The organism is Pseudoalteromonas sp. SM9913, assembly GCF_000184065.1.
Taxonomy (GTDB): domain Bacteria; phylum Pseudomonadota; class Gammaproteobacteria; order Enterobacterales; family Alteromonadaceae; genus Pseudoalteromonas; species Pseudoalteromonas tetraodonis.
The window spans coordinates 258,012-283,361 of the sequence record NC_014800.1 but is presented as its reverse complement, the minus strand read 5'-3'; the positions used below and the strand labels follow the sequence as shown (position 1 = coordinate 283,361).

At 39.0% G+C, this 25,350-nt stretch carries 24 protein-coding genes; 6 read left to right on the top strand and 18 right to left on the bottom strand.

Annotated features, from left to right (window positions below; genetic code table 11):
* Positions 1-9: 9 nt before the first annotated feature.
* Both PSM_RS16480 and PSM_RS16475 read right to left on the bottom strand, forming a co-directional pair.
* Positions 10-3,180, bottom strand: coding sequence for a glycosyl hydrolase family 18 protein (locus PSM_RS16480; RefSeq protein WP_013463004.1), 3,171 nt, complete (start codon positions 3,178-3,180; stop codon positions 10-12).
* Positions 3,181-3,409: 229 nt separating this feature from the next.
* Positions 3,410-5,917 (bottom strand): S8 family serine peptidase, encoded by a 2,508-nt coding sequence (locus tag PSM_RS16475; protein ID WP_013463003.1) that lies wholly within the window; start codon positions 5,915-5,917, stop codon positions 3,410-3,412.
* 570 nt (positions 5,918-6,487) lie between these two features.
* On the opposite strand from PSM_RS16475, the gene PSM_RS16470 reads away from it, so the two are divergent.
* The 4 genes from PSM_RS16470 to PSM_RS16455 are packed head-to-tail and all read left to right on the top strand — an operon-like array spanning position 6,488 to position 9,619.
* Positions 6,488-7,996, top strand: a complete 1,509-nt coding sequence (locus tag PSM_RS16470) for a curlin (RefSeq protein WP_013463001.1) — start codon at positions 6,488-6,490, stop codon at positions 7,994-7,996.
* 41 nt (positions 7,997-8,037) lie between these two features.
* The gene (locus tag PSM_RS16465) at positions 8,038-8,430 is read left to right on the top strand and encodes a curli production assembly/transport protein CsgE (RefSeq protein ID WP_013462999.1); all 393 of its coding nucleotides are present in this window, start codon (positions 8,038-8,040) and stop codon (positions 8,428-8,430) included.
* Positions 8,424-8,846, top strand: coding sequence for a curli assembly protein CsgF (locus PSM_RS16460; RefSeq protein ID WP_016900115.1), 423 nt, complete (start codon positions 8,424-8,426; stop codon positions 8,844-8,846). The genes PSM_RS16465 and PSM_RS16460 overlap by 7 nt, the downstream gene beginning before the upstream one ends.
* Entirely contained in the window at positions 8,846-9,619 is a 774-nt protein-coding gene (locus tag PSM_RS16455) for a CsgG/HfaB family protein (protein WP_024602690.1), read from the top strand. The genes PSM_RS16460 and PSM_RS16455 overlap by 1 nt, the downstream gene beginning before the upstream one ends.
* A 52-nt stretch (positions 9,620-9,671) precedes the next feature.
* Here the strand turns inward: PSM_RS16455 and PSM_RS16450 are convergent, their stop codons facing one another.
* The 4 genes from PSM_RS16450 to PSM_RS16435 all read right to left on the bottom strand — a co-directional run bounded on the left by PSM_RS16450 (position 9,672) and on the right by PSM_RS16435 (position 14,392).
* Positions 9,672-10,361 (bottom strand): response regulator transcription factor, encoded by a 690-nt coding sequence (locus tag PSM_RS16450; RefSeq protein WP_013462996.1) that lies wholly within the window; start codon positions 10,359-10,361, stop codon positions 9,672-9,674.
* A gap of 103 nt (positions 10,362-10,464) precedes the next feature.
* The gene (treF, locus tag PSM_RS16445) at positions 10,465-11,961 is read right to left on the bottom strand and encodes an alpha,alpha-trehalase TreF (protein ID WP_013462995.1); all 1,497 of its coding nucleotides are present in this window, start codon (positions 11,959-11,961) and stop codon (positions 10,465-10,467) included.
* A gap of 15 nt (positions 11,962-11,976) precedes the next feature.
* Positions 11,977-13,215 (bottom strand): MFS transporter, encoded by a 1,239-nt coding sequence (locus PSM_RS16440; protein ID WP_013462994.1) that lies wholly within the window; start codon positions 13,213-13,215, stop codon positions 11,977-11,979.
* A gap of 169 nt (positions 13,216-13,384) precedes the next feature.
* Positions 13,385-14,392: a LacI family DNA-binding transcriptional regulator gene (locus tag PSM_RS16435; protein ID WP_010389326.1), complete on the bottom strand. Its 1,008-nt coding sequence runs from the start codon at positions 14,390-14,392 to the stop codon at positions 13,385-13,387.
* A 280-nt stretch (positions 14,393-14,672) separates the two neighbouring features.
* Between PSM_RS16435 and PSM_RS16430 the strand changes: the two genes are divergently transcribed.
* On the top strand, positions 14,673-16,922 hold the full coding sequence (locus PSM_RS16430; RefSeq protein WP_013462993.1) for a TonB-dependent receptor: 2,250 nt from the start codon (positions 14,673-14,675) through the stop codon (positions 16,920-16,922).
* Positions 16,923-16,957: 35 nt separating this feature from the next.
* On the opposite strand, the gene PSM_RS16425 is transcribed toward PSM_RS16430, so the two are convergent.
* From PSM_RS16425 to PSM_RS16415, 3 genes are read right to left on the bottom strand one after another with little or no spacing between them, the layout of a single operon-like run.
* Positions 16,958-17,575 carry a GDSL-type esterase/lipase family protein gene (locus PSM_RS16425; RefSeq protein ID WP_013462992.1) on the bottom strand — a complete coding sequence of 206 codons (618 nt, stop codon included), beginning with the start codon at positions 17,573-17,575 and terminating at the stop codon, positions 16,958-16,960.
* Complete coding sequence (locus tag PSM_RS16420) at positions 17,575-18,099, bottom strand: DsrE family protein (protein WP_013462991.1); 525 nt, start codon at positions 18,097-18,099, stop codon at positions 17,575-17,577. Before PSM_RS16420 ends, PSM_RS16425 begins: the two co-directional genes overlap by 1 nt.
* A gap of 47 nt (positions 18,100-18,146) precedes the next feature.
* A complete protein-coding gene (locus tag PSM_RS16415) occupies positions 18,147-18,611 on the bottom strand; it encodes a flavodoxin family protein (RefSeq protein ID WP_013462990.1) in 465 nt (154 codons plus the stop codon).
* Positions 18,612-18,709: 98 nt separating this feature from the next.
* Between PSM_RS16415 and soxR the strand changes: the two genes are divergently transcribed.
* Positions 18,710-19,168: a redox-sensitive transcriptional activator SoxR gene (soxR, locus tag PSM_RS16410; protein WP_013462989.1), complete on the top strand. Its 459-nt coding sequence runs from the start codon at positions 18,710-18,712 to the stop codon at positions 19,166-19,168.
* Positions 19,169-19,181: 13 nt separating this feature from the next.
* Here the strand turns inward: soxR and PSM_RS16405 are convergent, their stop codons facing one another.
* From PSM_RS16405 to PSM_RS16360, 9 genes are all read right to left on the bottom strand, one after another.
* Entirely contained in the window at positions 19,182-20,348 is a 1,167-nt protein-coding gene (locus tag PSM_RS16405; RefSeq protein WP_013462988.1) for a lipase family protein, read from the bottom strand.
* A 30-nt stretch (positions 20,349-20,378) separates the two neighbouring features.
* Positions 20,379-20,891, bottom strand: a complete 513-nt coding sequence (locus tag PSM_RS16400; RefSeq protein WP_013462987.1) for a DUF6795 domain-containing protein — start codon at positions 20,889-20,891, stop codon at positions 20,379-20,381.
* Between the two features lie 177 nt (positions 20,892-21,068).
* The gene (locus PSM_RS16395) at positions 21,069-21,854 is read right to left on the bottom strand and encodes a hypothetical protein (protein WP_013462986.1); all 786 of its coding nucleotides are present in this window, start codon (positions 21,852-21,854) and stop codon (positions 21,069-21,071) included.
* Between the two features lie 60 nt (positions 21,855-21,914).
* Positions 21,915-22,181 (bottom strand): hypothetical protein, encoded by a 267-nt coding sequence (locus PSM_RS16390; RefSeq protein ID WP_013462985.1) that lies wholly within the window; start codon positions 22,179-22,181, stop codon positions 21,915-21,917.
* Positions 22,182-22,253: 72 nt separating this feature from the next.
* A complete protein-coding gene (locus PSM_RS16385; RefSeq protein ID WP_013462984.1) occupies positions 22,254-22,871 on the bottom strand; it encodes a hypothetical protein in 618 nt (205 codons plus the stop codon).
* Entirely contained in the window at positions 22,868-23,455 is a 588-nt protein-coding gene (locus PSM_RS16380; protein ID WP_013462983.1) for a hypothetical protein, read from the bottom strand. Before PSM_RS16380 ends, PSM_RS16385 begins: the two co-directional genes overlap by 4 nt.
* The gene (locus PSM_RS16375) at positions 23,449-24,222 is read right to left on the bottom strand and encodes a ChaN family lipoprotein (RefSeq protein ID WP_013462982.1); all 774 of its coding nucleotides are present in this window, start codon (positions 24,220-24,222) and stop codon (positions 23,449-23,451) included. Before PSM_RS16375 ends, PSM_RS16380 begins: the two co-directional genes overlap by 7 nt.
* Positions 24,222-24,524: a hypothetical protein gene (locus tag PSM_RS16370; RefSeq protein ID WP_013462981.1), complete on the bottom strand. Its 303-nt coding sequence runs from the start codon at positions 24,522-24,524 to the stop codon at positions 24,222-24,224. Before PSM_RS16370 ends, PSM_RS16375 begins: the two co-directional genes overlap by 1 nt.
* Positions 24,525-24,964: 440 nt before the next feature.
* Positions 24,965-25,342 (bottom strand): hypothetical protein, encoded by a 378-nt coding sequence (locus PSM_RS16360; RefSeq protein WP_013462980.1) that lies wholly within the window; start codon positions 25,340-25,342, stop codon positions 24,965-24,967.
* Positions 25,343-25,350: the final 8 nt, after the last annotated feature.

The following is a 25,350-nucleotide window of genomic DNA, read 5'->3' as shown; positions in this document are numbered from 1 at the left end:
TTTTGTAAATTACAGGCTACAACTTAAGGTCCAATCTGCTGTTGCACCCGGCTCAGAGCTTGTCCACCACTTGGCTTTATAAACTGCGTTGTTATGCACCATTAGATCGCCGCCAGCAGCATGACTTGGGTTGCCCGCCCAGTCTGTTTGAGGGAAATTTGGATAAACAGGAATCGTGGCTATATCAACTCCTTCACACGTACCTACAGGGTCACCGCCACCGTTATCTGGATTGCCCGTGCCATCACCCGGTGTTGCACCTGGTAGCATTGGGTATTCAGCTTTGAATGCGTAAGTTTTTCCATCTTTTTCAATGGTAAAGTTGCTAGGCCCAGTGATTGGCATGTAGTACATCACTTGTGCATTCACAGTTGCACCAGCGCTAAAGTCTTTTGGTTGACCGCCCCATTCATTGTTCAGTGTGATTGAGAAACGGTGGAACTCGTTCTCAAAACCGCCAATATTATTACCCGCTGCGTTCGAGCCATTTACTTCTACTGCCATGCCCAGTTTTTCTTGTGCATTCCAGTTGGATTTAAAAATAGCAGAGGTTGATACCGGTACATCAAATGAAATTTTTGCACCGCTTAAATCAAGGCTTGAGTTATTGGTAAACGCAAATGTTGGGCTGATTGGGTAGTTATCATCACCGACAGGGAAGTCTTTGGCTTCAAATGTGATATCTACAGCTTCAGCAGGCACTGTAAAGTTTGGATTTCCGCCATGTACATCATATGCAACACCGCTTTGATTAAACTTATCGTATGCAAGTGAAGTAAGCGTTGACCCCATGAAGTACTCGCCTTTTGCTGAGTCGTAATCAAAATCACCAGCAAGCTCCCAGAACATGATACCGCCAAGGCCGTTGTTAATAACATAATCAACTTTAGAGGCCATCGACTCTTCATCTTCTATCGACAGAAATACTTTTTTATCGGCATTCCAAAGCCAAGGTGCGACGGCAACACTGTCGTAATAACGTGTGTAAGAACCTGTTAAGCGATCGTCAGCATCGGTATCGGGGGTTAAGCCATACACTTCGAGGTAAGAGCCAACAATACCATTTTCGAGATTTTTAGCGTGCCATAAAGGATTTGAACCGGCGGGCATTTCTTGACCTGCGTCGTTCTTATCGTGCCAAAGGTTATCAATACCTAATGCACCATTACCACACTTGTTCTTTTCACCAACCCCTGTACCTGTGGCACAATCAGCTTGGTTTGGTAAAGCCGATTGACCCCATAGACCATTAGTTCCGCCCGACACATCTTTAAAACCTCGAGTATAATAAGGAATACCGATATTGATTCGACCGGCAGCCATTGCCCCTCGGAAATAACGAACCGCCCAATCGGTGTTTAAGTAACCAATCCCTTCAAATTCTTTAGTGCCGTAGACGTTCCATTGTGTCAGTTCTGAGTCTAAACCGGTGTCAAACAAGGCAGCATTGTGCCCTACATGTGAGTTCCAAGCGCCATGTAAGTCGTAAGACATAATGTTTACATAATCCAGATATTTAACCGCTTGAAAGGTTTCCATACCTCGTAATAAATAACCAGAAGATGGAGACGCAATAGTGAGTAAATAGTGCTTACCTGCTGCTTCACCTGCACGGTCTAGCTCTTCACGTACTTTTTTCATTAGCACTTGGTATGAGGCATTCAATCCTGCACGGCGCGCGTTGGATATAGGAAAATCATCGGGGTGACCTGAGTCGTTCATTGAAGATGGGTATTCATAATCAATATCAACGCCGTCAAATCCATATTTTTCAATAAACTCAACGGTGCTTTTTGCAAATGCATTAATACCTTCATAATTGACTGAGCCATCAGCATGGGTGGTCATGGTATAAAAGCCACCACTTTCAACGCGGCCGGTTTCATCAAAATACCCCCCCGTTTCAGCCCAGCCACCTACCGATACCAAGGTTTTAACGTGTGGGTGTTGTTTTTTGTATTTATTTAAAAGATTAAAGTGTCCTTTGTATGCAAACTCAGGATCCATTTCAGCGCCAATAACGCCTGGCCATTCCATGTTTGTAGCAGGATTATTTGCTGAATTAGGATCGCCAATAGATACTTTATTATTGGCATCAACATGCGCAAAGGCATAATTAATATGAGTAATTTTATCCCATGGAATATCATTAACTAGATAACTTGGTTGGTCATTAGCACCATTTCGCCAACTAGTAAAATAACCAATAACACGACGCGGGTGGTCAGCTCCCATAACTTCACGACCATCAGCATCATACACTGTACAATAAGGCGTATTAACACCGGGGGTTTGATATAACCCTTGTGGTTGACAATCAGTTACACCACTGCCGGGCGCTGCAGAGTCAACAACATTTAGGGTTTTTGTGGTTTGTGCTGTAGCCCCTTCATTATCAGTCACTGTAAGTGTAAAGCTGGCTTGCCCAAGAGCTGTAGCCTGCCATGTGTACTGACTAGTTGCTGATGTCGCTTGATGAGTATCATCACCATTTATAGCAAAATTAAGCGCGGTGATCTCACCATCGCTATCGCTACCTGAAAGCTCAAACACAACTTGTGAACCCACAATTAGCTGTTCAGGTAAGGTACTCAATGAAATTGATGCAACGGGTACTTGATTAACAGGATTAGTAACGTCATCTGCAACTGTTAAGGTATTGATGATTTGTAATGACTGCGCACCTTGATCATCCGTTGCAATTGCACTTATTTGATGAGAACCCGCCACAGCTTGCCAATCAACGCTGTAAGGTGATGAAGTATCTGCAGCTAGAAAAATACCATCAACAAAAAACTCAACGGTGGTTACCACTCCATCGTTATCAATTGCTTGCGCCGATATGACAACGCTGTCTTTATCGGTTAGTTGAAAACCGTCTGCAGGCATTAACTCGGTAATTACTGGAATTTCATTATCAATGACAGCGTTGTCACATACACCCAAAATTTTCCAATCTTTATAATCACCAGCATTCTCCACTGGATTGGCTTGCGTCCACCAGCTAGCTTCATACGCTGTGCTTTGCGCTTGCACTTGATCTCCAGCAACGTGTGTCTGGCCTGTTTGCCACTGTTCTAACGCACTGCAATCAATAGACGCGTGTACATTTAAACTAAGAAAACTTAACGATAAAGCACTTAGATTAAAGGCATTTGTTATTATTTTACGTGAGCTCATTGGCTCCTCCATTAACGATGTTTATACTCATTATTTTTTACCTTTCAGGTACAAACTTAACATGGATATCGTAAATATCAAGAAAATAATGCACAAATAACAAACAAAATAAATACAAAATAGTTACATTGCAAAATTAACTAATTATTTATTACTATAAAATTAAGAAGGGATATTCCATAAAAAAGCCCAGCATTGCTGGGCTTTGAATGTCTAAGGGGTAAACGTTTTATTCAGAAAATGAAACCGTAATAATATTCGAACATACGTTTTCAGATACGCATAACTGATAGTCGTATGCCGGTAATGTTGCGTTACGCACATAATCACGGTAACGGCCATTATCTGATACGGTATCTACTAGTTCGCCATTTCGGTATAGGCTAAGTGACTCAGCCCCTACTTCTGCCCAGTTTAACTCAACACGCATAGTATCAAGACGTGACTTGTTAGCGCGTTTTAAGCTCAATTCAATTTCAACATCACTAACAACCACTGTTTGAGTGAATGTATCTGAGTTATTTTCACTATCCGTTACGGTTAATTCAACCTCATAACTTCCTGACTGAGCGTAAACATGTGTAGGATTTGGGTTTGTTGATGTTGAACCATCACCAAAGTTCCAGCTCCACTGTGAAATGTCATCATTTACATCACGACTTGTATCTACAAATGTAGCAGTTAAACCTTGTGCTGAAACACTAAAGCCAGCTTGTGGTGGTTGTGGGCTTACCTCACCAATAGCGCTAAATGTAAGTGACCAACCATTGATATTACCCGTATCTGCACCAGCTGTATCTTCAACATGAAGTGTCCAATCTCCGGTTGCCACTTCAGAATTAAATACGCTTGATGTAAATGACTTAACAATATCGTCTGCACTGCCACCTTCATTGCTTTGTAAAGTTACTTCTGTACCTTGCGCTGAAATAAGCGTAAGTACTAAGTCACCAGACCAAGTATGCGTAATATCTACATCAGCAGTGGTGCCAAAAATAGTTAAATCATCAGCAACCGTAATAACTGAGCTTGCGCCCTCTGGAGAATTATCTGGAATAGCGATGTTTTCATCACTGCTGTAAGTAAAGTCATTTAAACCAGCAGGTTGAAGCATTAAGCTAACAGTTTGTTCTTTAACTTGCTCTTCAGTTGTTGCGGTAACAGTAAAGTCGTAATTTCCCCACTGAGTATCGCTGTTAGTTGCAACCGTTAGAACAACTTCATCGCCCGGACGAGCGGTAGTTGCGCTTAGTGATGCATCGGTAAGATCTGAAGCTAAAGCCAGTGAAACGTCACCTTCCCATTGTGCAATTGAGCCAATCGTAAAGGTATAAGTAACCGTATCACCTACAGTCGCTTGCTGAGAAACCGGCGATACAGATAATTTAAAGCCTGGAGTTGGATCAGCATCAATTAGCGCTTGGTTAACATTTAGGCGTGTACCTGCAACCGTTTTACCATTTAATGCCGCATTAGCATCACCACTAGACATAAGTAATTCTTTAAGCTCTAGTGTTGTTAAATCAGGATTAACTGAAAGTACAAGTGCAGCAGCACCAGCTACATGCGGTGTTGCCATAGATGTACCTGAATAAGTAGCATAGCTATTACCAGGAACGGTCGACAAAATACCTGAGCCAGGTGCGCCCATATCAACACTTGTTAGGCCCCATTGAGAAAAGCTAGACATATTATCTCTGCTATCAGTACTAGCTATCGATAATACGTTGTCGTTTTCATAATTAGATGGGTAGTGTGGATTTTGATCGTTATCAACCGCATCGTTACCCGCAGCAGCAACAAATAAAATATCAGCTTGCTCACTAGCCGTAATCGCATCAGCTAACGCTTGGCTAAAACCACCGCCGCCCCAGCTATTATTTAACACACGCAGATTAACACCCGCATTTTTAAGGCCAACCATGTAATCGATACACTTAATAGCACCAGAGGTAGAACCTGTACCATCTGCGGCTAAAAACTTACAACCAACAATAGAAACATCATGGTTTACACCAACAACACCGACACCATTGTTACCACTGGCACCGATTGTACCCGATACGTGTGTACCATGGCCTTCGTCATCCATCGGATCACCAACATCAGTAATTGCATTAATACCGTGAACGTCATCAATGTAACCGTTTCCGTCATTATCGATACCATCACCGGCAATTTCACCACTGTTTACCCACGCGTTCGCAGCTAAATCAGGGTGACTATAATCAACACCCGTATCAATAACACCTACTACAACATCACGACTACCTGTAGAGATTGACCATGCTTCTGGTGCATCAATATCGGCATCAGCCGTGCCACCAGTTTGGCCTTCGTTGTTTAAGCCCCATAAATCATCAAAACGAGGGTCATTAGTTGCGCTTGCTATGCTCACTCGGTAATCAGGCTCAACATACTCAATAGCTTGATGCGATTTTAAGCGCTCAATTGCTTCTTTAGCGCTCATTCCTGATATTTTAAATTTTGCGAGGCGGCCAGAAAATAACGAGGTGAAGTTATCATCAATTTCATCGTTATTTAGATCAGATATTTTGGCTTTTACTAACGAACGAGCTTGCTTACGCATTTTCGGCGAAGCATTCTTTTTATACTTAACAATAATCGAGTCACTGCTCGCAGTTACTTTTTGAGTTGTACTGTTAACATCAGGCAATTTAGCCGCAGCTAAACAAGGTAAAAGTGCAAGTGTAATAATAGATAATTTTGTTTTCATTGTTCTATCCGTAATTAAGTTAACTTAGCTTTACTAAGCGAAATATTTACGTTTATGAATTTAAGTAATCACGTGGCAAGCGTTAAGAAAACGGGTAATCAGTCACTAACTCAAGTAAAAAAAGCAAAATCAGGAACAAAACCATTATTTTTAACTAGAAATACAGTAAAAAAAACATTAATAGCAGCCATTTTAATGAATTAAATAACTTATTTTTAACATGGCATTAACTCATTATTTTTTACTGGTTTTTGATGTAAATAGATAGAAAATACAAATTAAACTGGTAAGTAATTGAAATTTATAGATTTAAATTACCATTAAAAAAGATGATTCAAAATGAACTCATTGAAGAATACAGTGACTGAGCAGTTATGAATTAGTGAATGGCAAACCACCTTACCAAGTACTAATGACCAAACCCTAGTTCATATTTAAAACAGCATTTTACGTTTAAGAATAAAAAGCTAATCACACATTATGGCAGCACGGCATGCTGCAACGAAAATACCTTTTTAAAACTTAATAAATAATCAAGGTATTTTATTTTATCTTTCAAGGAGAATAATAATGAAATTGAATAAATCACTTTTAAGCTGTGCAATTGCAATTGCAATGGGCGCCAGCTTTACAGCAAACGCAAACACAGAAACAAAAGCAGGTTCAACTTCTGAGCTTGCAGCTAAAGTATCTGTAAGTAGCATTGAGAATGCTGTAACAGTTAAGCAATCATTTTCTGACAACACGGCATTAGTCTCTCAAGATGGCGATGGCAATACTGCACTAGCTACTGAAATCGGTAACAACAACGATGTTAAAATAGCTCAATTACAAAATGGTAATTACGCCGAAGTTGAAACAACAGGTGATAACAACCAACAAACTTATGCTCAAGATGGTGTTGCTAATGGTTTCATTACGCGCATAACGGGTGATAACAACGGCGTTTATGTTTCTCAATTCGGCCAAGGGTTATTTCAAAACAATGAAGCAATCAATATTATCACTGGTAGCGACAATAATATTGACGTTGAACAAGGAAATGGCGGTCACTGGTTTTACAACATGGACATGAGAGGTAATGGTAACGAAATTATTTCATCTCAGTCTGGTATGTGGCAAGAATTTGAAGTACTTAGCTTATCAGGCGATGAAAACATTATTGAAATTGAACAAACAGACACCTGGAATGAATTTAAAATAGGCTCATTACGCGGTAACGAAAATGAGATTGACGTTAGCCAAGATGGTTCACGTAACATCATTACATTTACTGATATTGCTGGTGATGACAACGAAATAGCTATTGAACAAAGCAGCGGTGATAACAATACCATTACTTTTGCAGCCGTTACTGGTAATGATAATGAAATAAAACTAGACCAAGAAGGTTCGAATAATGCTATTGAGTCTGGTCTTTTTGACGGTTCATTCAATGAAGTAACAGTTAATCAAATTGGTGATGAAAACCTTGCGACTACTGAGCTAATGGGCGATAACAATGAGCTTACAGCAATGCAAGTTGGTAACACTAATGAAGCATACATGGGTGTCATTGGTTCAAATAATGAATTTACAGTAACCCAGGTTAGTGATTTTAACTCGGTTCATTTAGCTAACTTTAATGGTAGCGGTAACGATGTTGATCTTAGCCAATCAGGTGGCGATGAAAACGCAATTTTAGTGCAGTCTTCATACCCTGATGTTTCTCTCACTTCAAACGATAACGATATTGATGTTAATCAAGTCGGTAATCAAAACGAGGCGATTGTTACACTAGCGGGTATCCTTGATAGTAACGCAAACCAAATTGATATTGCTCAAAATGGTGATATTAACGTTATTGACTTAATGGTAGAAGGCAGTAATCACTCTATTGATATTGCACAGCAAGGCGAAGGTAACTGGGTAGGTGGAACTGGAGATTCAGCGTTTTTATTAGGCGGTGAAAACGTTTCATTCTCTGTTACTCAAACCGGTAACTACAACACTGTTGAAGGTAACGTAATTGGCTTTAACAGTACATTCTCTGTCACTCAACTTGGTGATGGTAATACAGCAACAATTACACAAATGTAATTGATGAGACGGGGAGAGTAACCCTCTCCCTTATTTTAACTATGAAAAATAAACAATATATCTATCTTTTTATACTTTTAACTTTTTTTACTCCTTTGAGTAATGCCAGTGCTGAATTAGAAATCGATGGATTATTACTAAACAAAAGTATTAGTCGCTTTGGGTATCAATTTTACAGTGAATTTTCAAATTATTGGCGTGAACTACCTTCAACAGCTGGCTTTAATGTAGAAATAAAAGAAACGGTTATACCCCGTGCTGGTACTAAATTAGTTTTAATAATGAATCATAAGATTATTTATGCAACCCATTTGGGACGAAAGTTAGAGCCTTTGGACGAGCGAGTAGAGCAAGCAGTGCACTCTGTAATGGACGCCATGGCGCGATCGAATATGCAAACAGCGAGTCCTGATATGGCATTGAATGGATGGTAACAATGAAAAAAATAGCATTAACAATAATAACAACTTTAAGCTTTTCAGTCTCCGCAACTGAAATTATTTATACCCCTATTAACCCGAGTTTTGGTGGCAACCCTCTCAATGCCAATATGCTGCTTAGTAAGGCACAAGCACAAAATAAACATAAAGCGCCGGTTGTCGAAAAAGGGTATGCAGAGCAGTTTCAAGATTCATTAGAGCGGACATACTTAAATCGAATGGTGAGAGAAATCACCGACATGGCTTTTGGGGAAAATATTGAAGACAGTGTTTTTAATCAAGACTCCATTTTTATGAGTGGTGATTATCAAATAGAAGTGATCACCAGTACAACCGACACTATCACGGTTAGAATAACAAATGTAATTGATGACTCGGTTGTGGTTATCGAAGTACCGAGGTTTGGATAATGTATAAATTAATAATAATAACAATCGCTCTTTCTCTTAGTGGTTGCTCTACTATGGGTAATTTAATCCCTCCGTCAAAACAAAGTGCGGTAACGTTAGAGCCAACAGATGTCTTTTCTGATTTAAAAAGCTTACCTAAACCTGCGGGCAGCATTCCAGTCTCGGTTTATTCATTTCGCGATCAAACCGGTCAATATAAGCCACAAACTAATGTTAGCTCGTTTTCAACGGCCGTCACTCAAGGTGCAAACTCTATTCTAGTGCAAGCATTACATGAGTCTGACTGGTTTACGCCGGTTGAACGTGAGGGTCTACAAAATATTTTAACAGAGAGAAAAATAATTAGAGCGGCACAAGCGACTAATCCTAATCAAGGCGAGCTACCGCCGTTAACCACTGCGAAAATCATTTTAGAAGGCGGTATAATTAGTTACGACACCAATGTAAAAACGGGTGGCTTAGGAATGGAATATTTTGGTATTGGCGCATCAGAGCTATATCGTGAAGATGCAATATCAATCTATTTACGTGCCGTAGATGTAAGAACTGGCCAGGTATTGTTATCAGTAGCCACCAGCAAAAAAGTATTGAGCCAAGAAATGCGAGCAGGTTTTTTTAGGTATGTTAGCTATAAACGTCTGGCGGAAGCTGAGGCGGGCTTTAGTGATAATGAACCAATGAGCATTTGCGTAACGCAAGCAATAGAAAAGGCGCTTACAGATCTTATCACCAAAGGTATTGATAAAGGCTTATGGGCTAAACAGGCAACTTAACCTACTCTTGCAGATGGCCACAACGTCATTGATGTGGCCAAACAAATAACGATTAGCTCTCAACGGGTAATAATACTGAAATATATCTTTGCGCCCAATTGGCCAATTCAACTCTATTACGCGAATTAGTTTTTTTAAATGCGCTATAAAGGTGAGTTTTAACAGTGTGGTCGCTAATGTTTAGTTTGTCCGCTATTTTATTATTACTCGCTCCTTGTGCTATTAAATGAATAACCGATTTTTCTCGTTTAGTTAAATGCTTATAGTCAGCTTCATTTAACGTGATATCTTCGCTTAAGGAGCTAAACGAAGAGGCCACACTTAGAATATCATTAAAGGCCTTAGAGATTACTTTACGAGTAAACCAAAGCTCACCAGTAGAAATTCTTACTAAGCCTTTAAATATATCTTCTGCTGCTGCCGATTTATAAAATACCCCATTAAAATGATTGAGTAATAAGTTTTTTTCACATACTTGCTCTAGTTCTACATTAAAAAGCACAACTTTATACTGTTTAGCCAAACAAATTAAATCTGCTGGGATCAAGTCCTGCCAATCATTTTGAGAGCCATCAATTAGAAAAATGTCATAAGCACCACGCTGATCAATATGTGGGATAGTACTGTCCATTTTTATATCACCAAAAATGGCTTGAAGTGTTCTTAAAATAACTGTGTAGTTTTGAGAATGGAAAGACGATTGAAGCGTTGTCTTAATAAAAGCCGAGCTTTTTTGCAACATATAACTCATCCTTGAAACATTAGATTTACAACAATCGTCACATTACCTAAATTAACTACAAAACACAATGCTCTTTTGGTATAAGCCAATGAGTTTAGTTACCCTATAAAAGTGTATAAAAGCGTGATGTAACACCGTTAGTCCAACCAAATCCTTGTTGTACTTGATATTCACCCCCGCTGGCTTTTTGTTGCGGTGTGCATACGTTATATTTTTCGAGCAAGCATTTATTTTCAATAAAATCTTGTTCTACCATTGTTAGCCAGTTTTTCATTATGCGTGTAGCTAATTGATCAATACCATAATTACGCAAGCCTTTTACCGCAAACCATTGTAATGGAGCCCAGCCATTCGGGCTGTCCCATTGCTGTGGAGTATCAACAACCGTTGTTACAATACCACCTACTTTTAAAAACTGCTCGCTCAATACGTTTGCAACCAGTTCAGCTTGCTGTTGCGAGGCTAAATTAACAAAAAGCGGGGTACTTGCCGCTGCACTTAAAATAGCAGACGGCTTAGATAGCTTATGATTATAATCAACAAAAAAACGCTGCTCATTACTCCAAAGATATTGATTAATAAGTGACTTTCTTTTTACAGCATAGTCGCTGTACGTTTGTGATTGTTGCTCATTGCCAAGCAATTTAAAGCATTCACTAAGCTGATTTTCTAAATTGTACAGTAGGCAATTTAAATCTATAGGTACAATATCTGTCGTTTGAATTGAGCTTAGTAAGTTTGACTCGGCTAACCAGCGCGAGCTAAAGTCCCACCCAGATTCGCACGCAGCACGAATATTACGATAAAACTCAGTTTTTTTATCATCACTAAACCCTGATGCAAGCGCTAAGTCTTCTCTTAATGACTCTGCGCGAGGAGCCGCCTCATCATCCCAATAGCGATTTAATACCCCACCACATGGCATTGTTACCACGCGTTTTACACTTGTTTGCGTATCACTGAGTGTATCTGCTCCTTGCATCCAAAATGCGTGCTCTTTTGTTAAAGCTTCAACACACAATTTAAGCCAAGCTAAATTATGTGTTTTACTGTGAGTGTGCTGCCATAAAAGATCAACCATCAGCGCTAAAATAGGCGGTTGTGAACGCGATAAATAATAACTGCGGTTACCATTTGGAATGCAGCCGTAATCGTTAATTAAGTCTATAAAGTTTTGTAGCATGTCTTCTACTACATCACTTTTATCTGCATCAATTAAACCTAGCGCAGTAAAGTAACTATCCCAATAATAAATTTCTTGAAAACGTCCACCAGGCACAATATAGCTGTGCTTTAAAGCGAGTAAAGAATTAGCTTTGGGTGTATCGGCTTCACGTCGAAGGCCGCTCCACAGTGAGTTTATGTAGCCTTTTACACTGGTGGTATTTGCAGCCCCTTTCATTGTTAATAAGGGTGTTGTTATAAAATGCGCATCAACAAAGTCTCTTAATTGAGTTTTATCAAGGGGTGCTATTTGCTCATACTGTTTACAGGCACTTTGCCAATCAACACGCGCTGTTGCATCAGCAAACGTTTTACAGTCGCTAAATATGTGCTGTGTTTGTACATCTTTAAATAATTGGCTATTAAAAAAACTCATAACTGTCCTAATCTATTAACTATTGACTGCGTGTTGTGAAATGGCATGGGTGCGTTTTTTAAAAATAATCACGCTAATAAAAATTAAACTAATGGGCACAAGTGAAAGATAAAAAGCATGCTGGCCACTAAAGTGCTCAAATACATACCCGGTTATCACCGACCCTGTGGTGCCACCAAGTGCTGAAAACACAACGATTAACCCTGTCATTGCAGCATGTTGATGCTTTTGAAGCGCACTGAGCATGACTGAGTTGAGTACCGGATAAATGGGTGCCATAAAAAAGCCAATTAATGGCAAAACAAACGCCGCCAGAGGCGCATCAAATAAACTATTCACCTCGCTTTTAGGTAAGTTTTCCGTTAGTGGTAAGGTAATAATGATCAATGCAGCCATAGCAACTAAACAACAGCTAAGTACTACAAACCAATGAATATGCTTTAATACTTGGCCCGCCACTAAACGCCCTAAAGCAAGAGCTGCGGCAAAAATACTCGCTAGTTGAATACTAATAGCTACTGGTAATTGCAAAACTTGATTATTAAATGTAGGCAACCAAGTCCCTACCCCTTGCTCGATTAACACATACAAAAATGCACTAATAATAAAAATCAGCACTAACGGTTGATAGGTAAGTTTGAGCATAGCAATAAAGTCACTCCAACCCGAGTTGCTTTTTTGACCTTTGATAGCAGGCTTTATTGGTGCTATTACGACACTGATAATCACCAAAAGCGTAAGCGCTGCTAATACGTAATAAACGTTCAACCAGGCATTGCTATCAACAGGGTCTATAAATGCGGTGAATACCCAATAGCCACTTAATACACCCACCATAAAAATGCCTTCTATGGTGTTCAGTAATGATGAGTGACTATTTGCATCCTCAGTCACTTGGCCAATAATTGAATAAACCGACACCTTAACGACCGCAAAACCACAACCCACAGCAGCAAATAACACTTTAAACATGTAAAAGTCACTTATTACAGCCGTACTCAAACACGCTATAGCGACAACTATCAGTGCTAGCAGCATTGCAAGCTTGTAGCCTAAACGTGGTATAAATGAAGCAACAACAAATGACATTATTGCAATTGATAAGTCTTTAAACCCCTCTAAAACCGACGCTTCTGTTTTGCTTACCCCTAATGTGTTTATAGCCTGCAAAATAACAGTGCCTACGCTATTTAATAAAATTGCGAAAATAAAATAGCTTGCAGCAATTGCCAGTGTGATTTTTATTTTACTCATTGCGTGCCTCGTTTATAGCGACATACGCCATAACGTTTATAAAGCAAATTACCCATAACTGGTAAATTACCGTGTGTGTTAGTCAGTGAATCCTGAGTTTAGAGTAGAATAAATATCATTGCAATCGTTTGCATTTTAAATTTAACAATTAATATACATGCATACTAGATTAACGTTTGCTTGACTGGCGAGTAATTAACTCTATATCAATAACTTGTGATTCGACTTTTTCACCTGAAAACTGTTGTATTAACTTTTTAACTAACAAAGTCGCAGCAAATTGGGTGTTTTGTTTAATTGTAGAAAGTGAAGGATGGCTGATATCAGCCATGGCAATGTCATCAAATCCAACCAGAGCCACATCGTTGGGAATACTCACGTAGCGCTCTTTCAGCGCTTTCATCGCCCCCAGTGCAACCATGTCACTACAGGCCATAATCGCGTCAAAATACAACCCTTTTTCACGTAATAATTGATTAATTGCTTGATACGCAGAGCGACTGGTAAGATCAATGGATATAACATGCTGCTCAAGTTTATGGGTAGAAAGTGCAGCAGCGTAACCACGATGCCTTTCACTAATTTCACCATGCTCAGGATCGCCTAAAAATAAAATATTTTTAGCACCGTGTTCTATTAAATGAGCGGTCGCTTGCATTCCTCCTAAGTAGTTATCGCTGCCGACAATAGGATAATTGCTTTGTGTTTTTGGATCCCCCCATACAACTAAAGGAATACCTGCATCGGCAGCCGCTTCTATATTAGTTTGGTTTTTTCCTTGCCCCACAACAATAATGCCATCTGCTCGGCGGCCATTAATAAAGTAATTAGCCCAGTCATCTTGCGCCATAATAGAGTTAGATAACAACAACTCTAACCCCTGTTGATTAAGCGCAAGGTTAATTTCGCTCACTACCTTGAGTAAAAATGGATCGCTGATTGATTGCTCGGTTTGCTCATCAAGATTAATAATGACGGCAACAACATTGGTCTTTTGCGTACGCAAACGGCTAGCCGCCGTGTTAAGGCTAAAATTATGTTTTTTTGCAAGCTGCTGAAGCTTGTCGCGGGTTTCTTGCTTAATGAGCGGGTTATTATTCAGCGCGCGCGAAACCGTTGAGGTAGACACCCCAGCAAGCTTTGCTAAATCAGCTAATTTAATTTTTTTATTATTCATAAAACCCTAAACGCTCCACTGCGGCTGTTGCTATATCTAACTTACTGACAATATAGCATTATTATTTTTTACTGGCTTGCCCATTAACTTAAAAATTACGCTCTTGTGTAATTACGCTCAATAAAACAACAGCCCTTATTAATAAATAATTTACAAATAAATATTGCAAACGTTTGCATTTATCTCTAGAGTTTCAATTTATACAGCCTGTTTACATTAAAATTTAATCAATCTCGCTGTAATACACACTGTTTAACACACTAAAAACGGAATCTCACACATGAAATTCAATAAAACAAAAAGCATGCTAGCCTGTGCAATTACTTTAGCCCTAAGCACACACGCTGCTCTTGCAGCAGAACAAGCAAAAGAAAAAAAAGTTGAGCGAATTGTCGTTTCTGGTACACCCGCAGGTGTTGGGATCAGAAAGATTGATGCCAGCTACGCTGTAACAAATATTGATTCATCACAAATTATAAAATTATCACCTAAAAGTACTGCTGACTTATTTAAAGCCGTTCCCGGTGTGTGGGTTGAAAGCTCTGGCGGTGAGTCTGGTGCCAACGTATTTGTGCGTGGGTTTCCAGGAGGTGGTGATGCGCCATTTTTAACACTCAGTATTGAAGGCTCGCCAGTTTACCCTGCGCCTACTCTTTCATTTTTAGAAAACTCATCGTTATTTAGAATCGATGAAACGATCGAAACAATGGAAGCACTGCGTGGTGGTCCTAATCCTGTGCTATCCAATGGTCAGCCTGGTTTAACAACCAACTTTAGATTAAAACGTGGCAGTGAAGATACTCAAGGCTTATTTAAATACACCACCTCAGATTACGACTTACAACGGGTTGATGCTGTAGTAAGTGGTGAAATCACCGACGACCTATATTTTATGGTAGGCGGCTATGTTAAAAGCTCTCCTGGTATCCGTGATGCAGGCTTTACTTCTGAAAAAGGCAGCCAATTTACAATTAACATTACTAAAGAGTTAGACAATGGCGAGCTTAACTTTTATACCCGTCAAACAGACGATCATGGCGCATGGTACCTACCAACACCACTCAATGTTAATGGCATTGATGCTGAATATACCCAACTTGGCACACTTAACCGTCAAGCGACGATTTTTACCGGCCCAAATGCGCAACCACACGACATTGACCTAGGTGATGGCCGAGGATGGGATGGCCATGTATCCGGCGGTAGTATTAAACTTGAATTTGATAATGGCTGGCAATTTATTGATCGCTTCAATATTACCAAAGGCGATGCCAATACATTTGGCCTAGTACCCAATGGTTCAGCAACAACCGTTGGTGAAGTGGCCGACAATGGCCAAACGGCATTCGGTGCGGTAACTAACACCGAATATGCTAGTGACACTGCGATTCAGCAACTGGGTCGCTGGGTAGTATTAAAAGAAATAAGCTCGTTTACTAACGACTTAGCTTTTTCAAAACAATTTGGTGACTTATCAGCCACTTTTGGTTATTACACAGCAAGCACATCTGCGAGCGATTGGTGGAGCTTAGGTAATACCGCGTATCATGTGCTGGAAGCTGGTGGTGAGTTATTAAATGGTATTGAATGTAACCAAAACACTGACGGGTGTGGTTTTAATTACGATATTAGCTCAACAGGCGATGCACGCACCAATGCCCTTTACTTTACAAGCCAATATAAATTTGCAGATGCATTTACGCTTGATTTAGGTGTACGTAAAGAAAACCATGATGTGCAGTACAGTGTTGATGAAGACCTTGACGGTATTATCACTAAAACTGTTGATTACGATGAAAGTAAAACCTCATGGACAACCGGTTTAAACTATTCAATTAATGACGACATGGGCGTGTTTGCACGTGTTAACCGTGGTTATAAAATGCCATATTTTGATGACTTTAGAGATAACTTTGGCGCATACCAAGGGGGTGAAAAACTCATTAAAGAAGTAACGCAGGGCGAACTAGGTTACAAGCTTATTTCAGACTCTACCGACTTCTACGCCACCTTTTTTGTCAATGAAGTAAAAGGCGATACCTTTGTAAGTCGCCCGGGTGTGCCGGCTGAAATTTTAACCAACGAAGCGTATGGTGTTGAACTTGATTACAACTTTAATCATGAATCTGGCTTTTCTGTTAATTTAAATACCACATTACAACAAACCGAAATCACTGAAAGTCCAGAAAATAAAGGCAATGAAGCACAGCGCCAGCCTAAATGGCAAGTACGTGTAACACCAAGCTATGACTTTGAAGTAGACGGCATGTATGCCACTTTATATGGAACAATTTCAGCGGTGGATGACCGCTTTGGTAATAACGAAAACACCGTGACACTTGATGGCTACGAAAAAGTAGACTTAGGTTTAATTATTGAACCAATGGAAGGCATTAAACTGCAATTAGCCATAGATAACCTAACCGACGAGCAAGGCATCACTGAAGGCGACCCACGCAATGCCGACGCCCCCAATGGCCGTTACATTATGCCGCGTACAACACGCTTAAGTGTTAGTTACGCATTTTAATACACTCCCTAAGCAATAAATTAAAGTCGCGGTGTTTAGTACACGGCGGCTTTTTTTATTATAGGTGTCAACCTATTAGCAAGCTCTCTATGCGCACTAACGGGTAAGTGTATGCCCTCTTTCTTGCATGGTTTTATCAGCGGATAACAATCTAAAAATTCACACGTGTGACGATCAGAGGCGGCTTTGAACTCAATGGATAATTGTTCAGCTTTTTTACCTGCACCTGCGTAAATGCTTTTATAACTTCCCACTTCACGAACCTTGGGCGGGCTTATAATGATTATCTTTGATATTGTTTTACAATGATAAAAGGCTTTAATGGCTAAAATTAACTCCTCAAGCGCTTTGCCAATATCGATAGCAAACAGTGCAAAACGTGCTTTTAAGTCATTGGTGCCAAGCTGAATAATAACAACATCAACAGTGTGCGCTTCCAGATACGGTTTTAAATATTTAATGCCCGATTTATCTCCCATAAACGGGGGGTTATTGACTAAAGTACGATTAGGCTCCCCGGCTTCAATCACTTCAAAGCCGGTGCCCAACTGCTGCTTTAATAAAGTAGGCCAGCGTTCAATTTCGCTCAGCCGTTTGCCATCAACAGGAGAAATACCAAAGGTATTGGAATCACCAAAACACAGAATATTCATTAAAACGGATTCAATGTATAGCCTTGTTGCTGTAACTGCGCATGCGCAGTCATCGCAGAAAGCGCCATTTTCACCCCAGGTATAAGCTGATCTGCTGCTACCTTCATATGCATTGCCGACTGCCCGCATACATATACCTGCGTGTTATTAGCAAGCAGCTGTTTAATTAAAGATTCGGTTTTGTTATCTTTTTCAAACCGAGCTTTATAATCACTGTTTTGCAGTACATCAACGCTGGCTCCACCGTGTACCACCAGCGCAAGCTGAATATTTTCTGGTTTTACGCCGTGAGCCACATGCATATTAATAAATCGCGCTAACGAATTAATATGATTATTTTGCGCGCCCTTTTCAGCGCCTTTACCTACATCAAAAGCTATCTTAAACTGCGCTTGGCTTAAATCAGACACATTCTCGGGCACATTATAAAAATAACCATAGTCTTTAATAACAGGCGCAGGCTCTGCAGCAAGAGTACTAAAGCTAGCCAAAAGTAAGCTTGAGCCAATAAGTAACGTTTTCATACATCATCCTTTTTACTTTTTGTTTAGCCTAACGCTATTTAACGTGATTAACTAGCCTGAATATGTGAATGCGATTTAAAAGTCATTCCTAAATAATTAAAGGTATGTTTAAACATATCGATAAATGCGTCTGGCGCAGAGGGAGATGCGGCATTAGACAGCAGTGAAAACTGCTTTTGACGTAAAGTTCTAAGCTTCGGTTTTAACGCCTCATCATCCATGTAATCTGTGATCCTGTCCATAAATGCTTTCATTTGTGGCGTGGTGTTATACCAGTACACAGGAGATGAGAACACCCAATGTTCGTAGCGAAGTAACACTTCAAACAAATTATAAAAATCATCATTGTGATACTGCTTATCGTAGCGATAAGGTGAAATAACATAATCATCTAAGCAAAAAACAATGCCGCTTTGTTGCTTACTATAGGCATTAACTTGCGCGGTAGTGTTGCCATTTTTACGACCACTTGAATATATGATTGCGATATGGTGTGCTGATTCTTCTTGCATTGGGTTAGCTCCTTTTCTTATGATGGAGCAAAGCTTAAAACCTCAAGTTAAGTTCAGGTCAATAAGAAATAATTTAATTTTTAAAAGGAATTAAAGTGATGGCGGTACAAAAAAAGCTTACTGAAGCCAACTTAACGGTTGGGTTTGTCGCTAAACGCAGTGGCGTTAAGGTATCTACACTGCACTTTTACGAAACTAAAGGGCTAATACGCAGTTGGCGAAACAGTGGCAACCAACGACGTTTTAAACCAGATGTACTAAGGCGAGTCGCAGTTATAAAAGCGGCACAAGCGATGGGGATCACGCTGGAAGAAATTAAACAAACACTGGCAACGTTACCAGAGCAGCGCACACCTACCCAAAAAGACTGGTCTGCACTTTCAAAACAATGGCAAGCACAGCTTGATGAGCGCATTGCTTACATGCAACGTCTACGTGAGCGGGTTGATGGCTGTATTGGCTGTGGGTGTTTATCAATGAGTAAGTGCCCTATTTATAACAAAGACGACCACTTAGGTGAAACCCAAAGTGGTGCCATTTTGTTAGAGCGAGATTAAGGCTTATAAGACATTAATCTAGACCATTTAAGCCTTCTCGTGCAGCACGATATAATGCCCCTAGAGTTGAATCAAATACTGATTTAATAAAACTGTAAGTCAGCTCTACGGCTTTACTAATAACTTTGCCAGCAAACACTAGCATGTGGCCGAGTAAACCTAAGGTTTGCGTTGCAAATGAGGCTGACGCTTTGGCTATTTTATCAAGCGTTCGCGCGAGCATATCGTAAAAAGTTAAGCCTGTACCTATGGCTGCTTGTGCCGCAACAGCACTGTAGTAACCCGAATCTTTTAATAAGGTAACTAACGCAGCGCCCAGTTTATCTGCCCAGTGTGAACTAAATGAAGCTTGGTTTCTGTCTTCAAACTTTAAACGTACCGGTGTGCTTAAGAAGTGGTTTGCTTTTACAGTTAAATTGCCCCAGTCATTACTGTTTGCGGTATTAACATAGCCTGGCGTACCACTTAACTTGTGGGCTGCGCCTTTAAGACCTTGACCGTTATCAAGACGAATTTCTTGGCCATTGTAGGGCGCATGTGAAAATGGCCACAAAGGCACTTTTGTAACCGGATCAGCACCGTGTGTACAGCGGTATATTTTATCAATACGAGAAGTAGCAGCGCGCGAAAAGTTATCAAGCCCTACTCTTGGCGAGCCAAATGTATATAATTTAACGGGTAACGAATACTCTGCTTTTATCCAATCGGCTGAAAGCGTAGCCAATGCACCACCTAAACTGTGACCAACAATGTGCACACAGCCGGTTATTTTGTCTCGAATGTTAGCCGCTACAAACTCTTGTAAAGCGGGCTTCATGCTATAAAAGGTTTTATTAAACCCAGCATGTACCATACTGCCATTAGAGCCACCGCTTAACCCAAAGTGTGCATCTGTTAGGCCATCTCTAAGAGAGGCCGTGCCGCGAATAGTGATTACTGAATCACCTTGATACAGCCCTTGGCCATGTCCTAGCAAACCAAAACCAGTGCTTAAACCAAATAAATGAGAGAAAAAACCACCAGATATTCCTTGTACTGCTTCAGGGCTAACCCCAAAGTTAAAGCTACCTCGCAGAGAAGGATGCAAAGAATTATTAAGTAACGTGGTACTTTTAATACTCTTTGCTTTATAAGCAAGCAAAGCAACTTGTACAGCTTGTGTAGGAGTTAAAGTATTCATAAAATTCCCTTTAAATGATTATGTTAAAAGTTACATTTTACATGCACCATATATCGTAAAGAAATGCTCTGGTGCTTCTTCTATAGGTATGTCGTATGTTTGTGGCTCTTCGGCAATATCACACTCTAAGTTAGCGAGTAAGTTTTTTAGGGTATCACTCCCTTCGTGCATAGACACGGTTGTGTACCAAAGTACAACGCCCTCAGGCGTACCATTTTCTAAATAAACATGCTGAACCAGTGATTCATTATCAAACATGTTTGCAGGCTTACTCGTTTTTATAGATTTTTCTGTGAAGGTAAAAAAACCATTTTCATCGGTTATTGCTTCATCTTTATATTCATCACCATAAGTAAGCGCACGTACAACCTTAGTATTTGCAACAGGCTGCCCTTTATCTAACAACTGCCCCTTCATCGGAGCCGATAAAACAAAATCCTGCTTATTAAAAAAACCAAACATATCTGCACAAGCCTGTGTTGTAGTAAAAATAATAGTAATAGATACAACTACCAAAAAGTAAGCTTTAAAACGCGATAACAAAATATACAACTCCCTACTATTAGCCTCAAAATATACGTGTCGTATTGCTATTTAATGACGTTTTAAACTCTTAACTATCAGCGTTAATGAAATTGCCATTTCAACTAAAATTTATTCTAATTGGGTACAAAGCGCACTGCAAGCATTTAGAGCAAAAAACAAGCAATAAATCTTTCCCTAAAAAAACACTTCATAAACCAGCTTACATATAATGCTAAACCCTAGTCCCATCATTAATATATAGCCATACAAAATAGCAATAGCGCCACCCGATGCATCCCCTATTTTGTCTATTTCAATACATGTAGAGCACACTATAAAAAAGATAAAAAAGTTAGCAATTAAGCCTAATATATAAGCTTCGCCAAATAATGGGGAAATACCGACTAATAACGCACTTAGCATAATAAGTATGCCTGAAAGCGCCTCCTTCAGAGAAAACTTATACTCAATAATTTTGAGCACCAAGGTCACGACCATTAATGCTAAAAAATAAACCGTAGGTTTAAACTGGCTATATAAATAATCCACACTAAACATTTGGCTAATCGTTAATGAGGGCTCTTTAGCTGGGCTTAAATCTTCTGTTATCGCGCTTGAAGCGTCATCGGTAAAAAAATACGCTACCGCAACAATAATTAACTTTATCATTCCAAAAAAGATAAAACTGGCGACCATAAACCCTATTGAATCGTCTCTGGTTAATCGCTTGTTTGCTTTACTTTCTACAATTTTAGCTAGCAATACACCCAATAAGCACACACTACCTAAATAAAGCAGCGCGACCCAAAACTGATCAAGATAAAAAACCGATAAGCCAGGGGCAATAAATAAAAACATTGAATCTTCATTATCTAACGAACTTTTAGGCTCAACGCTGTATTTTGACTGTTTAAAAAGTGCTAAATAAACAAATAATGGCTGTAAAAACAGCATTAAAATGCAGGTGTTTATAAGAGTCATTTATCATCCTTGATTACTGCCAACACACTGCGCCGAGAGTATTGGCAATTTCGAAACTAATTAAAGGTTTATTTTTTGAAAGTAGGTTTTAAGCTTTAATAAGCCCGACTCAAGCTCAAACTTTTGTATTTTAGGGTTTTTAAACTTAAACCCGTTTGATATGTGGGTATTGATCATCGTCGCTATGCCTTCAAAACCCGCAGGGGCAGTTGCGACTAAATCGCTCAATAATGGTTGAATAAGCTCTTGATGCTCTTCAATTTTGGTTGGATCCTCGTAAATATCGTATACAAGGTTGGTTAGTGTATGTTGGTTTTGTTGTTCCATAATAATTCTATAGCGCCTTAATTTGGCGTTTATAGCTCCTTTTTGTATCAGTTTTTATTCAATGATTTATTCTTAATCAAAAATTTTTTTAGCTAACTTTATCAAATCAACAGCTCGTTCTTTATCATAAGCTAAAGGACTGTGGTCAATAACATATTGTGCATGCTCATTTACTGCAAGCCAATCCTGCTGCGATTCATATAAGTTTGCTAACTTAAAGTGCGCAGCCGCAACTAACGAATTTGGTAATTCTGCATCTAATGCTAAAAATTCTTTGTAAAGGGCAATAGCATAATTAATATCTTGCTCCACAAACATACCACTGCCATATAACCAAGCTAAAGTTGAATAAGCTTTTGGCTCTTTTGCCGCAACCCGCTTTTTGGCCTCCTCTAATAATCGAGTTCCATCTCCATTATGGAGGCTTAGTGTAACCAGTGCCTTCCAGTATCCCATTCCATAAGCTTTTTCACACCACTCTTCAAGATACTCAGGCGCGTTAATTAAACTTTTATGGCACTGCTCTGCGGCAGCTAATACAGTCAAATCTGGAGCATTTATATCTATTGAATTATCCCATCGAGGGCCAGCGGCATTACTAATTAAGCTAAAAGTAAACAGTGCACTAATTAATAAATACTTTGTCACATGACTGCCAAGTGAAAAGCTATATACGCGTGAAAAACTCACAAATTACTTTCTTTCAAATATGTTTCAGCCTCATCTCGCCATCTCTGTGCAAGTTCCCTACGACCTTCTCTTTTTGCCTTATCAATTACATATTGAGTATGAGTTATTACTTTATCCCACATACCCAGCTTTCTATAAATTGTAGCTAACTCAAAATGTGTAGAAGTTTTAAGTGTAATTGCTTGGTTATTTTCTTGTGCTAAATAAAGCTGGTATAAGCGTGCAGCTTTACTTAAATCTTTTTTAACTAAACGGCCGCTTTGGTATAACCAAGCTAATGTATTAATAGCATTAGCTTCACCTTGTTCAATTCGAATATTTAATTCATTTAAATAACGGGACCCATTCCCAGTATACATACCAATATAATACAAGGACTCCAAGTGACCCATTTCGTAAGCTTTTTCACACCATTCTTCTAATTTGTTAGGTGCGTGCATATAGCTTTTTTCGCATTGCTTAGCTGCAATTTCAACGGTTAAGTTCGGATCATTAATATCAATATTCGCAAACATAGATGCTTTAGCATCCGTAAAAATAAAAAAAACAATTGCTAACACAAGTGTCACTGGTGCTTTTACCATTGGAATGACCCATCATTATTAATACGCTTTTCTGGTAGGTGGACTTGAAATGATTTAACCGTACTTTCATACGGAAAACCCTCTTTGTAGAAGTATTGTCCTTTCAAAGTCTCTTGTTGGCTAGACATGCCCTTACACGGCCTGTCGCTGTAACAAGATAAGCCACCAATAAAATCAATAAAACGAACATTTTGAATACCGTGCTCTTTAATTAAAGAATCAATACCTATTTGATACTTTAAATTCTTAACTGCGTGCCATCGACTCATAAAAGCAACAATTTTATTCTGCTTAGCTCTCTTGAGGATTGTAGCTAAATTATAAGCCCAAAGATCGTTTCTAAACGTATGCGCGTCAAAACACTCTCCAGTCACGGCTTTTGTCGATGGGCATACACTATCCATTACTTCCATCGTTTCTACAGAAACATCCAATGCAACTATCTTCATTCCTGCATTGCGTGCCGCCTTTACCAGCTCACCATAGGCTTGAGGAGTAAAATCACCATGTGTCCAATATTTATCAAAATATTGCTGTATTATGTTAAAGCCTTTACCTGTTCGTTGATACAGTTCAATTTTTTCCTGCATCGAGCTAGGCAGCATTTCTATAGCAAAATGTGTAAAACCCGCAGCCTTTAACTGCCTAATCGCTTTTATAGCCTCATATTTATAGCCAGCAGCACTATGGCTCGATTCGCCTAACATAACTAAACGCGCATTACCGGCCATTGTTCTGTAATTTACATCCGTGTTTATTTTATTCATTATCTATCCTTGATTTTATTTAAATTTTCAAAACACCATCTATAAAATTCAATAGCGTTATTATTCTCAGAGCTGTAAGGAGCAACTGCATATTCATAGTTCATTGCAAATAAAAGCTCTTGTGTAGTGAAGTTACATTCTTTACTTTTTGAATAACATTCCTTTACTCCACGCCATAATGACATTGCGCGGCTAAAATACTCGTCACCCCATTTTTCTTTAAATTGCTTGCTGGGGTTATTTTTTAGCGTAAATGAAGCGACGTCTTGAAGTGTTAAATTTTTGATATTTATACATGCCATAATGAACAAACTAATATTCAGGTGCTTTGCAATATAAATTTTCTAAGGCAGAAACAATTGTAGTATCAGGTACAAGATTATGTACTGAAACAAGATGTAAAATAGACGAATTAATTACAATATTAAACTCACCATTTGGAATCCTATATTCATAACTGGAAATCTTTTTACCATTAGTACCAAATGTTATATACGTCTTGCATCTGGGACAAACCTCAACACTTCGTAATTTATTTATTATCTGGGCTTGCCTTAATGCTAATAAAAACCAATCAAGAAACACGTCCCTATCCTTTAATGATTGGAAATTTTCTGTCATTAGTGTTAAATCAATACGTACATCATTTCTTTTATAAGATATCATCAGCAGTACCTTAAATGAGAACAATTAAAAATTTAAATATATTTCTCTGTTTGTTACCAAGCTAATTTTCACAAAACTAAGCATCAACACACTTCAATTTACTAATAAATTGATTCAAATCATCACGGTCAAACTGCAAACAACCAAAGTCGAAGTCAAAATAAAATATTTTGCCAATGTTATTCTCTCCATAACCTACACATATAACGGCCCCACCAAATAAACCTAGAAAAGGAAAAACCTCGTATTCACTTAAATATCCTTTAAAGCTTTCCCATATATCATCTAGCTCTTCATCACAAAAAACTTCTTCTATAACTAAATATTTATCTGGGATTTCTTTACTAAGTTCACTATACAGTGTGGTGTCAACTTGTGAAGATAACAGTAAGGTACATTCTGGCTCTCGCCATACTCTTTTAATTATATGTTTAATGCTCTTAATTTCAGTCATACATCACA